We start from the raw sequence: 14,572 nt of genomic DNA, 5'->3' as shown, positions 1-14,572 counted from the left end.
CATGGTAATCATTCAGYCTAGCCTTCAACCTATCAGCTACAATCGAGCGATCAATTTTTTGAGTGAGCGATCCGCTTCCTTTAAGACAACTTTTTTATCAACCGTTCTCACGATCTTGTTTTCCATGACCACTTGCCCATCAATAAGAACGGTATCAACATCGCCTCTTGTCGCCGCATAAACAACTCTTGAATACCAATCTGCATCAAATGATGGATACACATGGAAATCCTCCAAATCAAGCAGCTGCAAATCTGCGAGTTTCCCAGTCTCAATACTGCCAATCTCATTTTCTAAGCCAAGCACCTTCGCTCCGCCCATCGTCGCCATCCGCAGCACCGTTTTTGCATTCATAATCGTAGGACCATGCTTCACCTTTTGCATATAAGCGGTTAAGCGCATCTCCTGAAACATATCCAAATTATTGTTGCAAGGCGCGCCATCCGCACCAATGCCAATATCAATCCCTTGCTCAAGAAGATGCGGAATTTCTGCAATGCCTGACGCAAGCTTCATATTAGAGCCCGGGCAATGAGTAATCTTGACTCCCCTCTCCCGTATAATTCTTTTTTCCTCCTCATCTAACCAAATGCTATGTGCCAAAATGAGATTCGGCTTCGCAAGTCCAATATGATCGAGATAGACGACATTTCTCATTCCGCGTTCCGCCTCAACCATTGCAATTTCGCCCTGGTTTTCCGATGCATGCGTGTGCACCATTACGCCATACTTGGCAGACAAGTCACGAACCCCAATAAGCAATTCCTCGGTGCATGAAACAACAAAACGCGGGCAAAAGGCGTATTGAATTCTCCCATTTTCGGCACCATGCCATTTTTCGAGAAGATCCACACTGTCCTGCAGCGATTTTTGAGTATTTTCCTGCAGAGCAAGCGGCACCTCCGTACCATGATCCATCATCACTTTTCCAGAGAGAGCTCGAATGCCGCTTTCTTTAATGGCTTGGAAAGCCGATTCTGTATAATGAACCGTCTCCATATCCAGAATTGTCGTTGTACCGCTGCGAATCAGTTCGCCAATCCCGAGCATGGCTGAGTAGTAAACAGAATCCTCACTATGAGCAGCCTCAAGTGGCCAGATTTTTTCCTTCAACCATTCAATGAGTGATAAATCATCAGCCCTCCCTCGAAACAGCGTTTGGCATAAATGGATATGCGTTTGTACAAACCCGGGCAGCAGCACTTTTCCGCCTGCTTCAATAACACGTTCAACATTCTGTGTGTCCAACCGTTCGCCCATTTGGGCAATTCGGCTTCCCTCTATTAAGACATCACCTGTGAAAATCTGATTGTCGTGGTTCATAGTCATAACTACTGCGTTCCGAATAAGTATAGTTGTCATTCAAAAATTCCCCCTCATGCCTCAAGTGCTAGTATGTTAAATTCACCAAATATTCTGCCTTTATTAATTACAGCATCACCGTCATCCTACAAACGGAAAGACAATGGAGGCATTTACTTTCTTTGTGTAAGGTTATCTAACATAATAATGCAGATTCGATCGTTAGGCAATACGTTTCTTTAAATATTTATATGCTTTACTACGAATTCGTGGAACTACTTAACATTAATGTGACATTAATGTTCCATAGAAAAAATTCAATTCAGCAAAAAGAACAAAAAACCGCTCCAAGCACGAAAAAATCGCGTTTGGAGCGGCTTTTGATTTATTCACATACCGTTTATTGTTTATTTGTTCCTAAACAAGACGGAATAATATGTTCAAATATAAGGCGTCTTGACCATATTGCCTCATTTCGTTTCGTTATTTGTTTTCGAACGACGATCACAAGCTCATGCTCTGGCGCGATGAGCAAATATTGACCGCCATGGCCAAAAGCAAAATAACAATCGCATTGGCCGTTGTGACTCTCCGGCGAATACCACCAATGATAGCCATAGCCGCCATATATCGGCGGTTCATACTGCATCAATCCGCGATGATGGAGCTGAGTCGATTCTGTTATCCATGAAGCTGACAGCAGCGGCTCGTTGTCAAAATGTCCACTACCTACAAATAAACTGCCAATCTTCGCAAGATCTCTGCCATACAATTGAAGCCCGGTTCCGCCTTCATTAATACCTGCCCGTTCCATCCATCTCGCACTGCGAAAACCAAGCGGACCAAACAAATAATCTTTGGAAAACGAAAGAGCCGGCATCCCAGTCGCTGAAGTCAATATCGCAGACAACAGATGAGATCCTCCCGAATTGTAAGCAAAAGCCGTTCCAGGTTCAGAAATCAGCGGCTGATTAAATACAAATTGTATGGGATCTTTCGCTGCTTTCAAGGCTTTATATGGCTTGTCAAAGTCAGGCCATTCAAACCCAGGCGTCATCGTCAGCAAATGCTTGATAGAGATTTGGCTGAGCGCTTCGCTTATTTCCTGCGGATGCTCCAAATAATTCGTAATGGGCTCGTCCACACTCTTAAGAAAATGTTTATCAATCGCGATTCCAATCAACGAGGATAAGACGCTTTTTGTACAAGAATAGAGCGGACCGATTGAATCCTGTCCGCTCTCATACCATTCGCCAAGCAGCTTTTGTCCTTGAAGCACGATAACAGATTTCATTTTCCATTCGGCTAACAGCTTGTTACTAGCTTCCAAATCAATTGGATTCATCTGTTTAATCGACCTTTCTAAGAAGCATTTCTTTGCTGCTGTTCAGGCTGCTTAATCTTAGGCATGCCAATGGATACAAATACAACAAAAACAGATAATACCGCTACCCATATAAATATCGTATGCAAGCTTCCTGCAAGAACCGTTGCTTCAATTCGATCAGCTTGACCGGTATGAAGCAGCAAACCAAACACAGTAATCCCAATGGTCTGGCCGAGTGTACGAATGAAATTGTTGCTGGCCACAGCAGATCCACGAAGCTCCCAGCCGACAGCTGAAGATACAGCTACCGTTATGGATGTAAGAGAAAGGCCAAACGAAAGCCCTGCCAAAAACGTATAAATGATAAATAATACAATGGATGTAGAAGCTGTCATAAAAGCGAAACCAATGCTGCTGACGAACAAGAAGCAAGAGCCCGCCACACTAATAAAGCGCAATCCTTTTTTGGCTATCCAGTTTCCTGCTAATATTGAGCCCAGCGGCCATGCTACGGATAGTGGAATCATGGCAAGTCCAGAATAGGTAGCCGGTTTGCCGTATACGCCTTGTATCCATAAAGGCAAATAAAATATTATGACGACATTGATCACACACAATAAGAAACTGCTAAGATTCGCCATGCTAATAATCGGATTCCGAAATAGCTGGAATGGAATGATCGGTTCTGGAGAACGTTTTTCGATACGAGCAAAAATGACGAAAAATAGTACAGCTATACCAAATAATACGCTAATCGTTAGTTTTCCGCCGTTGCCACCATCGGCATCGCGAATTAGCGTCATCGCATACAAGAAGCTGAACATAGCGATCGTAAAGGTAATGATGCCAGGATAATCGATATGTCTCTTTTTCTTCTCCAATGTCTCCCGCAGTGAAGTGGAGAGCAAATAAATAGCAACGATTCCAAACGGCAAATTCATATAGAAGATTGCCCGCCAGGATATGTAATCGACCAACAGACCGCCAAACAATGGGCCTGAAATACCCGCTATCCCCCATATGCTTGACATCCAGCCCTGTACCTTCGCACGCTGTTCATAGGGATATAAATCTCCAATGATCGTATAAGGTATCGTCGTGAGCGCACCTGCTCCGAGTCCTTGCAAAGCACGAAACATAATAAGCTGATTCATTGATTGCGCTACACCAGAGAGCATGGAGCCTGCAAGAAAAATCAATGCCCCGATAATAAAAATTTTCTTTCGACCGTAAAGATCGGATAGCTTGCCGTAAACAGGAGTAGTAATAACGGTTGCGAGCAAATAGATCGAAATAATCCAGCTGTACTGCTGGATTCCTTGAAGTTCTCCCGTAATGCTAGGCATGGCTGTACTAACGATCGTCCCCTCGATGGCAGCAAGAAATGTGGCTACGAATAATGCAATGGTTACTTTTTTCCGAGTCTGATTAGCGTTCATTGTTCATCCTTTCTGTGAATAACATGATAAATAAAAAAAATATTCACACGACCTTTCTATTATGGTCGCTGGAAGCATGAAATATCAACGTATTTATTTCAATCAAGACGTTCGCGATAAACGAATCTCCTTCTTTTGCATGCATAATTTAGTACAAACCCGCAATATATATTGTGATCGATCAACTTCAGCTGTACGCCAAAATTCACGATCGCCAAAAAGCTGACATAAAGCCTGTTCAGCTGTTTTATATGAAGCATGTTCTTCTATTAAGATTGTGACGCATACCGTAAAACATAGCGATTCATATCGCCGTAAAGCATCCACCTTTTTTTGGAAATCCAGCATGAGAATAGTCGCCCCTTCATACACATAAAACCTATTCCCTATTGTAACTGTTCCTGAAAAGCAATTAGTTACGAAATGGTTAAATTTGAATCCTTTCCTCTCACCAATCGTATGTATGGTATCCTTTCGGATTCGGATATGTTAACATGTTTGAAGTGGAATAATAAAAATTCTATTTTTTGGTAGGTTAGGATGTTGCTCAATGTATGATTTATTATTGAACATAATAGATGATTTTGGTTATTTCGCTTTATTCCTCGTTTTATGTCTTGGTTTAATCGGTTTGCCCATACCTAATGAAGCAGTCGTGATGACTGGCGGAGCATTAGCTGAATCCGGTGTATTATCGCCGATACCCGCTTTTATTATGACGTGTCTTGGTATTTGCTCCGCGATGACCTTTGGATACAGCATCGGTAGATTTGCAGGAAGCAAGTTGTCCAACTGGTTCAGCCAGAAGAAAAACATAAGTAAATTTGTCGCTAAATCCGAACAGTTAAGTGAAAAGTACGGCGGCTACGCCATCAGCCTTAGCCTTTGCCTTCCTTTTTTAAGACATGTCACGCCATATGTTATGGGGATGAATCGCATGCCTTACAAAAGATTCGCAATCTTCGCTTACCCATCCGCATTTGTATGGACACTCATCTACTTTATTATTGGTACGTTCGTGGGAGATCAAGTGCAAGACCTCTCTGATCATATTTACAAATACTTAATATGGGTCATTTATGCCATCATTGTTATCGTTGTTGGTTTTATCATTTATAAATATTATAAAAGCAAACAACAAAAGGATCATATCGAACGGCCAATGTAGCCGTTACAGATTTAAGAACCATCGCAAGCCGCGGTGGTTCTTTTCTATTCCTAGCCTTATGCCTGAAAATTAGATAATGCAAGATAACTGGCGAATTCACTGGATGTAACCGCTTTCTCAAGATATCGAGCCGCGTTGTTTTCACTTTATTTGTTGTATAATAATGAACAGTGTGCAACGGCCCCGACTTTTCTGCGAGAGGAAAGTCAATCAATATCCTTGTTATGTTCTTGGTGTCAGTAAAATTAGACAAATGACTGCAATTTGGGAGGTTTATTTGCTTTGCTTGAACAACTAAAAAAATCTTGGTTTTCAAATGTACGCGGTGATATTTTGGCGGGCATTACAGTTGCGTTAGCGCTCATACCGGAGTCTATCTCTTTTTCTTTAATGGTAGGTGTTGGGCCAATGGTTGGATTGTACGCCTCCTTCTGCATCGCTGTCATTATTTCCATTGTTGGCGGCAGGCCCGGAATGATTTCCGCTGCGACAGGAGCGATGGCGTTACTGATGGTCTCTCTAGTTAAAGATCATGGCATCGAGTATTTGTTCGCTGCTACGATTTTGGCGGGTGTATTGCAGTATATTATGGGCGTGCTCAAGCTAGGGCAGCTTATTCAATTCATTCCGCAATCCGTCATGCTCGGCTTTGTCAATGCATTAGGCATCCTCATCTTCACTACCCAGCTTGTTCATTTTGTGGGTGCTACTTGGATCATGTATGCTCTCGTTGCATTAACATTAGTCATTATCTATACACTGCCTAAATTCACAAAGGTTATACCTTCACCGCTGGCTGCAATTATTATCGTTTCCATTATAGCCGTTGCCATTGGCGCGGATCTCAAAACCGTTGGCGACAGAGGTTTAATCGAAAGTACATTGCCGCTGTTCCATATTCCGGATACGTTATTTTCGCTTCATACGTTGTGGATCATATTGCCGTATTCCTTCTCACTCTCTATCGTAGGAATTTTGGAGTCGCTTTTAACAGCTTCGGTCCTTGATGAAATGACAGATACCACAAGCAACAAAAACAAAGAGGTACGCGGTCAAGGCATTGCAAACATGGTGACAGGCTTCTTTGGCGGAATGGCAGGCTGTGCATTAATTGGTCAATCGGTTATCAATGTGAAATCAGGCGGCCGAACTAGGCTTTCCACCTTCGTAGCTGGCTCGTTCCTGCTCTTTCTTATTATGGTATTAAGTGATGTCGTCAATAAAATTCCGATGGCTGCTTTAGTCGGCGTCATGATTATGGTGTCTATTAGCACGTTTGATTGGAAATCAGTATTTCATATTCATAAAGTTCCACGTACCGATGCGTTAATCATGATCGTTACAGTAGTTATTGTTCTTATCACACATGACTTGTCCAAAGGCGTATTTGCTGGAGTTGTGCTAAGTGCATTTGTATTCGTTGGTAAAATGGCGAAAATCCGTGTTTCCATCGCAGGTGAACGCTCGAAGAATCTTACGTATCATGTAAGTGGACAGTTGTTTTTTGGGACAACCAGTCGTTTTGTGACTCTTTTTAATTATAAAGACGATCCAACACATGTGACTATTAACTTTAGCGGCTCGCATGTATGGGATCAATCCGCGGTGACCGCCATAGCGAAGGTTAAAAACAAATATGAGCAGCTGAACAAGAAAGTTTCATTTACGGGGCTCAATGAGGAAAGCAAATTAATTATACGTCATTTGGGCTTAACTTCATCAGGCGGTCATTAACAAACAAAGCTCATGCAAGTGCACCTGTCGGTGTGCTAACATGAGCTTTTCTAATCATTTTTTATTCCTGTTTTTCTTCCTTAACTAGCTTTTCCTTGGCTGTATCGATGAAGAAATCAAACAGCTCGTCATCTTCCTCTAACAAATCCTCAAGTGCCAGCAGTTCTTCTTCCTTACCTGATTCATGAAGGAAAAACAAGCCATAACCCCACTCTTTGCCTCGCTTGCTGTGCAGTGCAATTTCATACTCATTCTTATGCCCTTCTACCCCGAATTGAACATTGCCTACGTAACCGTCTTCTTTCGAATACGTCATAGTGGCCTGTAATACATTGATGTTAATCACTTCTGTTCTTCCTTTCTCATCGTTCATTACGGTGCGAGCTGATTGATTTGATTTAACAGCTCGTTAATTTTGTTGATCGTATCTGGAATACCCGTCGATTCAAAAGCGGCTCTACCCTGCTCAATATTCGTTAGAGCTTGATCGATACCCTGCTGCAGCGTCGCGTTGTAATCGGCAATCGATTGATGGATATCTTTTGCGTAATCAGGTACCTGCAGTCCCTCATAATGGACAACCTGTTCCTTTAAAGCAAGAAGCTTCTCCTTTAAATCCGTTCTTTTGTCCAAATCCGTCACTGCTTGCTCTGCAAGTGTATTCATATCTTGTCCGAAATCCGTTAACGTTTGTAAGTAATCCGTCGTTTCTGTTGCAAAATTTACCGTTTGACCTACTTGATCAATAATACCACACCCAGATGTCATTAGCATTATGGAGAGCAATATTATCGAAACGCCCCGTTTAATCATAAGCAACCTCCTTGTCATAATCATCCTACTACCGAGATGAACGCCTATTCGAGTTGATGCATACATTACTGTACGATTAACAGCTCATGCTGGTTTCGTGTATGTCACAAGGAGATGATCGAGATGGATATTCATTTATCGGCGATTCACTGGGTTTATTTGACCTTTATTATCGCAATCATTGGATTTATGCTGATGCGACGCGATACAACGCTTATTTGTATTGCCGGAATCTTAGGAATTGGAATACTAGCAACCACATCGGCAAGCGGTTCTGTAAGCGGTATTTTTAACAGCTTTATCTTTGCCATAAAAGAATTGCTGGGAACGATTTTAATTATATCCATCATCGTCGCCATGAGTCGTATCCTTATTCGAACCGGTATAAACGAGATTATGATATCTCCGTTTACCCGTTTTCTTAGAACACCCGCGCTCGCCTTCTGGGGAATCGGCTTAATTATGATGGTAACCTCATTTTTCTTCTGGCCTTCGCCAGCGGTTGCACTCATCGGTGCCGTCTTACTCCCTGTAGCTTTGCGTGTTGGGCTGCCTGCACTCGGAGCAGCAGTCGCGATGAATTTATTCGGACATGGCATCGCCTTGTCTGGTGATTATATCATCCAAGGCGCACCCAAGCTTACTGCGGATGCTGCTGGTATTCCTGTCAGCTCCGTCATGCAGGCCAGCATTCCGTTAGTCATTGTCATGGGGGTTGTCACAACCGTCGCTGCCTACTGGATAATGCGACGTGATCAGAAACTTGGTACATGGCGTGATGGACTTGTCCTTTCAGCCGCAGGGCCAGATCCATCAAACGACCCCAGCTTCGATGCCGACCGGAATGCGCTGTCACTGAGTACAAAGCGCTGGCTCGCAGCACTTATTCCTTTGTTATTCGCACTTGATGTGGCAGCCATGTTCGTGCTTAAGCTTCAAGGCGGTGATGCCACTGCGCTGATTGGCGGAACAGCCATACTCATTATGCTGTTCATTACAATGCTGACACACCGTGGCAAAGGGTTCGAGAAAACGACTAGTTATTTAATTGAAGGCTTCCTATTCGGCTTCAAAGTATTTGGACCGGTTATACCGATTGCGGCTTTCTTTTACTTGGGCGACTCTGGATTTCTGGCCATGTTCGGCGACAAGCTTCCTGAAGCGTCGCACGGAATAGTTAATGACCTCGGCATTGCCCTTGCTCATGTCGTGCCCGTTAATGGAGTTGTTGGCTCGATTACGTTAACAGTAGTCGGAGCAGTGACAGGCCTTGATGGCTCAGGCTTCTCTGGTATCTCGCTTGCAGGCTCGATCGCGCAGCTCTTTGGCCACGCCATAGGCTCCGGGATTGCCACTTTGACGGCTCTTGGTCAAGTTGCTGCAATCTGGGTAGGCGGCGGTACAATCATTCCTTGGGCGCTTATCCCTGCTGCAGCCATTTGCGGGGTAGATCCGTTTGAACTTGCGCGTCGCAATTTAAAACCGGTGCTCATCGGTCTTTGTGTGACAACGATCGTTGCTATGTTCTTGATTTAGATCGCTTTCGTTGACGATAAAATACGGAGATGAGTGATACTACAGCAACACCGCCAAGGCCTATGTACCAGCCTTGTGTTAATGAGCTTTCCGTTTTCTGCAAGGGGATCTCCGGCTGCGGCGGCAATGAACCAATACCCAGCAGCTTGATATGTTCATTTGCTTCACTATGCAATAAAGTTGCGCTGCAGAGTGCATGTAGCGATTTTCCAGTTGTTTTTGCGTAAACCAAATAACGTTCTCCTTCTTTAAACGTATAGCCACAGCTGTCTTTGCTTTCAGCCGTTTTCACTTCAAGCGTTGGAGCAACATGTCCTTTCCACACTTCATTGACTTGGAAGCTGGCTTTGACCGCTCTCTCAGAGGAGCGAAACAAGGATTGTGAGGATGTTTTAACGGAAGTTGCCGTTCCTTCAAACACTGCGTCACTTTTGATTTTGCTCTCCTCCACCGTACCTGGTTTTACGCAAGAACAGGCTTGGACATTCGATGGCATAATCAATAAGCTGCTAATAAAAAATATGAAAATGAATCCAACTGAAAGTCTCTGTTTTTTATTAATCATATCTACTCCCCCAACCTTTTCTCTATAGCAGGCATTTATGCCTTTAGGTTAAGACGGTTTCTTTTGGGAAAATGTTTCATTTATAGCAATGAAAAAGCTGTTTCTCCCGTAGTGGAAGCTACGATCGAAACAGCTTTTTTAGTTATTATCCTTTTGCCTTTTGCTTGGATTCCTCTACTAGCGATACTTTTGCTGGCCAGAACGCTCTCTTGCCTAGTAAAGTCGTAATAGCCGGTACGAGGAATGGACGAACGATAAAGGTATCCATTAATACCCCAATCGCTGTTATGAGGCCAAACTGGACAAGCACTTGGATAGGAAGCGTCGCAAGCACGGCAAACGTAGCTGCAAGAATAAGTCCTGCTGAAGTGATAACACCGCCCGTTTCGCTAACCCCTTCTTTGATGGCTTGCTTCAGCGGCAGCGTTTTGCTCTTTTTCCAAATGCTTGAGATCATAAATATATTGTAGTCTTCACCAAGCGCAATGAGGAAAACGAATGCATAAAGCGGAATTGCACCTTGAATGGCGTCAACGCCCATGATGTAATGCAGGATCACCCAGCCCAAGCCTAGTGCGGCTGCATACGACAGCAATACAGTGCCGATTAAGTATAATGTTGCAGTAATGGATCTTAAATAAGCAAACAGCAGAATCATGATGAGTCCGATAACTAAAGGAATAATGACATTATTATCATGATCCGTCAGCACCTTAGCATCATATTGTGTAGCTGTCTGGCCAGCGATCCATACTTTTTGATCAGCCTCAGCAACGTTTCCATTCGTAAGCGCAGCTTCTGCCGCCGCACGGAGTAACGGAATCGTCTCCATTGCTTCCTGGGAATATGGATTCGTATTCAAGATGACCGTATACGATAGTAAATTAGGGTCATTAACGCTCGGCTGCGGCTCCTGAACATGATCTACAAGCGGGACAGCAGCAAGTTTTTCTGCTAACTCAGGTACTGCACCATCCGTCGCAGCAACCACTGTAATCGGCGCTAAATCTCCTGGCGTAAATGACTTCGAAATCACTTCAAACCCTTCTCTTGAAGGCATATCCTCTGGAAAAGAAGACAGCAGATCATAAGTAAATTTAATTTGACTGGAGAAGCTTGCGAAAATTCCTAGTATCAAAACAGAGGTGATAACGACCATCCACGGCTTCGTTATTACGAGATTTCCAATTTTGGAGCCGAGCTTTTTCTCCGAATTCGGCTTACGGTACACTTTTCCTTTTTTGTCCGCATGTGCATGCCCCATCGCATCTGTACGCGGGATAAACGGGTAAAAGGAAGCTCTTCCAATAATCGAAAGCAATGCCGGAACCAGCGTCAAACTTGCGATTCCCATAATAAGGATCGATAAACTGAATGGAATTGCGAAGCGATCATAAGCACCGTACTTAGCCGCAAGCAAAGCTAGCAAAGAAAGAACTACCGTAAAGCCGCTCATTGCAATAGCACCTGAGGCGTCCTTGAACGATCGTTTTAGTGCTTTCATTTTGTCACTTTCACGAGTAAGCTCTTGACGGAAATGCGAGATGAAAAATAAACAATAATCAGTACCCGCTCCGAATAAGAGCACAGTCATAATGGATATAGCTTGACCATCCACCGTTATCCAGCCTTCACCTGCCATAAAGCCAAGCAATGGTCCTGTAACAGCATAAGCAAATCCAACACCAATTAGTGGAATGATAGCAAGAATCGGTGAGCGGTAAATGAGGAGCAGCAAGACTAGTACGATAAGTACTGTTGCGATCATCAGTGATACATCCGCTCCTTTGAACAAATCGGTTGCATCAACCGAAATACCAACTGGACCACTGACACGCACGCTTAATTCAGCATCATCATCGATAGGTATGGAAAAAGGTTCTTTACCTGATGCTTCTCCGATGATAGCTTTAATGGACTCAATATTTTCCTTCAAAACTTCAGTTTCTGTTGCTTCACCGAACTGAATCGGCTGAACGAGTGTCGTTCCGTCCTCAGAAGCAAATTTTTGCAAAGCAGGTAAAGGCATTTGATGAAGAGGTATAACCTCGCCTTGCTCTTTCAACGGATTTTCAACAATCTTCTGCGTCGTTTTTTGAATAAGCGCATAATCCGCTTCTGTTAAGCCGCCTTCTCGATGCCAGACCACCAATGCTGGAATGCCAGAGGAGCTTGGAAACTTATCTTTTATTAACTCATCAGCGACAACGGACGGGCTGTCAGCCTCTAGGTTTGGAGCATTGCTTACTTCTTTGTCGCCCACAGCTGGCAGAAATACAGTTACCAGCCCGGCTAATACAATCCACGCAACTAATGTTATCCACCTTGTACGTCGTCCAGCGACCATTCCTGCTAATCTTTCGATCATTTGACAAATCCTCCATTTCACATTACGACTAATATCGTTTAAAATTAACTCAAGCGATAATTTAATTATATATACCGAAAGGTTAATTAATCAATTCATATTTATTACAATTTGATGAATGGAGGGCATGTCGATGAGCGAGGACCAAATAAAACGCAAACCAGGCCGGCCCAAAGGCACAGGTTCAATTCAGACGATGCAGCAAATTTTGCGCACAGCAGCCTTTTTATTTATGGAGCAAGGTTTCGAAAAAGTTTCATTAGAAAGTGTAGCCCAAGCATGCGGGGTTACTAAAGCAAGCGTTTATTATTATTTTAATAATAAAAGCGTTTTGTTCACGGAATGTCTTCAATTTGTTCTAAAGATGGCTTATGATCAAACTTCAAAAATTGTTAGCAGCACCGGGTCACTGAAGGAAAGAATGCTTGTTGTTGCTGAGCGCCATATGAACAATGCTCATGTTGAGTTTGAAACGATGATGCGGGAAGCATCCAGCGGTTTGACTGAGGAGCAAATAACGAGCATTCGTACGAGTGAGCAAGCGATACACGAATTAATTGGGAGTGTATTTCAGAAGGCAATGGACGAGGGCGAAATCAAACGGGGTGATTCGATGTTGCTTGCTCATGTCTTTACAGCTATGTTAACGGTACGAAACCGTAAAGAAATCATTAATAATGAAAAAACAGTGGAACAAGCCGCGTTCGAAATCGTAGAACTATTGTGGGCAGGACTAGAGCCTCGCTCGCAATCTTATTAAATGGAGGTTTTTTAATGCTTAAAACCGCAATGGGTCGTCTGCGGGTCGTTGGTTTCATCGAAGGGTTATCTTTTCTATTACTACTTTTAATAGCAATGCCCCTCAAATACTGGGCTGATATTCCAGAACCTGTGACTATTGTAGGCGGACTTCATGGCCTCTTATTCGTTCTTTATATCCTTGCTGTCTTCCATGTTTGGATTAAACACCGCTGGTCGATTCTCAAGGCAGCAGCAGCGTTTATCGCAGCTTTCCTTCCATTTGGCACATTTATTCTTGATAAGAAGCTGCTTCGCGATCAATAAGTTAAAGAGGTTATTCCGAGCAATTGGAATAACCTCTTTTTTTATACTAATGATGGAAAAATGAAGTGAACTCGCCTACTAAGCATGATAGAATAAATGTAAAACTAAAGGAGAGTGTTTCATGATGGGTATTATTATAAATAGAGTAGGAGCAATCTTTGTTACGGTCAGCGATATTGAAAAAGCTCGTGAATGGTATTGCTCCATTCTTGAATTGGAGCCTACCTATGATATCATTGCAGGTCATTTATGCTGTATTCCTTTAGATAACAACGGCCAAAACCTTGTTTTAGACAGTAAAATCTATACAGAAGATACTTATGCAAGAACACCTATTTTTCATTTTAATACGGATGACATCCATGCTGCTTTTCAGTTCATGCGTGATAAGAATGTAGAGCTTGTAAGCGAAATTGAACATGGTCACTTTTTCAGCTTTAAAGACCCCGACGGAAACCTGCTTATGGTTTGCAAATGCTAAAAAAATAGCTAACTGCATTGATTATAGGCCTAACCAAAACCTTTTAATAATATTGCCATTTTCCTCTACGAATTCTGATTCCAACACGCCACCGTTTTTTAAAATCGTTTTTTCTGAGCCGGTATTCCCTTTATCACAAACAACTAGAACTTTTTGATGACCCCAATCTTTTAACAGCTCCAACGTATTTGATAATATGATATTGGCATACCCTTTTCTTCTCTCCGATGGACGAACGCCATATCCGATATGGCCGCCTTGATTGAGCAGTTTTTCATTCAATCGATGCCGAATATTAACCGCTCCTACAATTAAGTTGTCCTCACTTAGGAGCCAATAAGTGGAATGAGGAACACGATCACTGCTTGATATTTTGGATTCAGTATCTTCAGCATACAAAAAATCTATCATGGCATTAAAATCTTCCGGTTCTCTCTCAATGACCCACGGCACCATATCTTCACCGCTCTTTATCCAGTCCTCATAAAAGGATATATACGCGTCGCGGTATTCGATCGTTGGTTTAATTAATATCGCTGATTTCGGCATAAGCACGCTCCACTCCGATGATTTTTACCAAATTAACACATTTAATGAATAGGGTCAATCTTATTTCATCGATGATTCATCGTGCTCTTCATAACAAAGAAGACTAAGGCATAACGCCCTAGTCTTCTTTTGCTTAATTTATACTTATTAGTTATGGAATTGTTGACCATCATGAACAGCCTTTACATAACCCGCGCGGATTACGAAACCCGCGCGGATTACGAA

Annotated in this window: 14 protein-coding genes; 6 read left to right on the top strand and 8 right to left on the bottom strand. The window is 42.9% G+C overall.

Going from position 1 to position 14,572, the window contains the following annotated elements; translation table 11 throughout:
- Positions 1–36 precede the first annotated feature (36 nt).
- The 3 genes from AC1DPK_RS25180 to AC1DPK_RS25170 form a co-directional block, all read right to left on the bottom strand.
- Positions 37–1,362 carry a 5'-deoxyadenosine deaminase gene (locus tag AC1DPK_RS25180; RefSeq protein WP_477511984.1) on the bottom strand — a complete coding sequence of 442 codons (1,326 nt, stop codon included), beginning with the start codon at positions 1,360–1,362 and terminating at the stop codon, positions 37–39.
- Positions 1,363–1,702: 340 nt separating this feature from the next.
- Positions 1,703–2,647 (bottom strand): serine hydrolase domain-containing protein, encoded by a 945-nt coding sequence (locus AC1DPK_RS25175; RefSeq protein ID WP_441885822.1) that lies wholly within the window; start codon positions 2,645–2,647, stop codon positions 1,703–1,705.
- 17 nt (positions 2,648–2,664) lie between these two features.
- On the bottom strand, positions 2,665–4,068 hold the full coding sequence (locus AC1DPK_RS25170; protein ID WP_441885825.1) for an MDR family MFS transporter: 1,404 nt from the start codon (positions 4,066–4,068) through the stop codon (positions 2,665–2,667).
- Between the two features lie 550 nt (positions 4,069–4,618).
- Here AC1DPK_RS25170 and AC1DPK_RS25165 point away from each other — a divergent pair.
- Positions 4,619–5,236: a DedA family protein gene (locus AC1DPK_RS25165; RefSeq protein WP_076269307.1), complete on the top strand. Its 618-nt coding sequence runs from the start codon at positions 4,619–4,621 to the stop codon at positions 5,234–5,236.
- 282 nt (positions 5,237–5,518) lie between these two features.
- The gene (locus AC1DPK_RS25160; protein WP_477511983.1) at positions 5,519–6,970 is read left to right on the top strand and encodes a SulP family inorganic anion transporter; all 1,452 of its coding nucleotides are present in this window, start codon (positions 5,519–5,521) and stop codon (positions 6,968–6,970) included.
- 61 nt (positions 6,971–7,031) lie between these two features.
- Here the strand turns inward: AC1DPK_RS25160 and AC1DPK_RS25155 are convergent, their stop codons facing one another.
- Positions 7,032–7,316: a hypothetical protein gene (locus tag AC1DPK_RS25155; protein ID WP_430054745.1), complete on the bottom strand. Its 285-nt coding sequence runs from the start codon at positions 7,314–7,316 to the stop codon at positions 7,032–7,034.
- 26 nt (positions 7,317–7,342) lie between these two features.
- Complete coding sequence (locus AC1DPK_RS25150; RefSeq protein WP_076269304.1) at positions 7,343–7,783, bottom strand: DUF6376 family protein; 441 nt, start codon at positions 7,781–7,783, stop codon at positions 7,343–7,345.
- Between the two features lie 123 nt (positions 7,784–7,906).
- Here AC1DPK_RS25150 and AC1DPK_RS25145 point away from each other — a divergent pair, with 123 nt between their 5' ends.
- Entirely contained in the window at positions 7,907–9,319 is a 1,413-nt protein-coding gene (locus AC1DPK_RS25145; protein ID WP_441885832.1) for a hypothetical protein, read from the top strand.
- Here the strand turns inward: AC1DPK_RS25145 and AC1DPK_RS25140 are convergent.
- Both AC1DPK_RS25140 and AC1DPK_RS25135 read right to left on the bottom strand, forming a co-directional pair.
- Positions 9,303–9,884 carry a hypothetical protein gene (locus AC1DPK_RS25140; protein WP_477511982.1) on the bottom strand — a complete coding sequence of 194 codons (582 nt, stop codon included), beginning with the start codon at positions 9,882–9,884 and terminating at the stop codon, positions 9,303–9,305. The genes AC1DPK_RS25145 and AC1DPK_RS25140 overlap by 17 nt on opposite strands.
- A gap of 145 nt (positions 9,885–10,029) precedes the next feature.
- The gene (locus tag AC1DPK_RS25135) at positions 10,030–12,252 is read right to left on the bottom strand and encodes an MMPL family transporter (RefSeq protein WP_477511981.1); all 2,223 of its coding nucleotides are present in this window, start codon (positions 12,250–12,252) and stop codon (positions 10,030–10,032) included.
- Positions 12,253–12,385: 133 nt separating this feature from the next.
- Between AC1DPK_RS25135 and AC1DPK_RS25130 the strand changes: the two genes are divergently transcribed.
- The 3 genes from AC1DPK_RS25130 (at position 12,386) to AC1DPK_RS25120 (ending at position 13,798) form a co-directional block, all read left to right on the top strand.
- Entirely contained in the window at positions 12,386–13,012 is a 627-nt protein-coding gene (locus AC1DPK_RS25130) for a TetR/AcrR family transcriptional regulator (protein WP_076269300.1), read from the top strand.
- A 14-nt stretch (positions 13,013–13,026) separates the two neighbouring features.
- A complete protein-coding gene (locus AC1DPK_RS25125; protein ID WP_076269299.1) occupies positions 13,027–13,317 on the top strand; it encodes a DUF3817 domain-containing protein in 291 nt (96 codons plus the stop codon).
- Between the two features lie 121 nt (positions 13,318–13,438).
- Positions 13,439–13,798, top strand: a complete 360-nt coding sequence (locus AC1DPK_RS25120; RefSeq protein ID WP_477511980.1) for a VOC family protein — start codon at positions 13,439–13,441, stop codon at positions 13,796–13,798.
- Positions 13,799–13,819: 21 nt separating this feature from the next.
- Here AC1DPK_RS25120 and AC1DPK_RS25115 read toward each other — a convergent pair whose 3' ends face one another.
- Positions 13,820–14,347: a GNAT family N-acetyltransferase gene (locus AC1DPK_RS25115; protein ID WP_477511979.1), complete on the bottom strand. Its 528-nt coding sequence runs from the start codon at positions 14,345–14,347 to the stop codon at positions 13,820–13,822.
- Positions 14,348–14,572 lie beyond the last annotated feature (225 nt).

This window comes from Paenibacillus sp. 01T424 (assembly GCF_056398745.1).
Note: the sequence above shows the minus strand (reverse complement) of the source record. Positions and strands in the feature narration are given on the sequence as shown.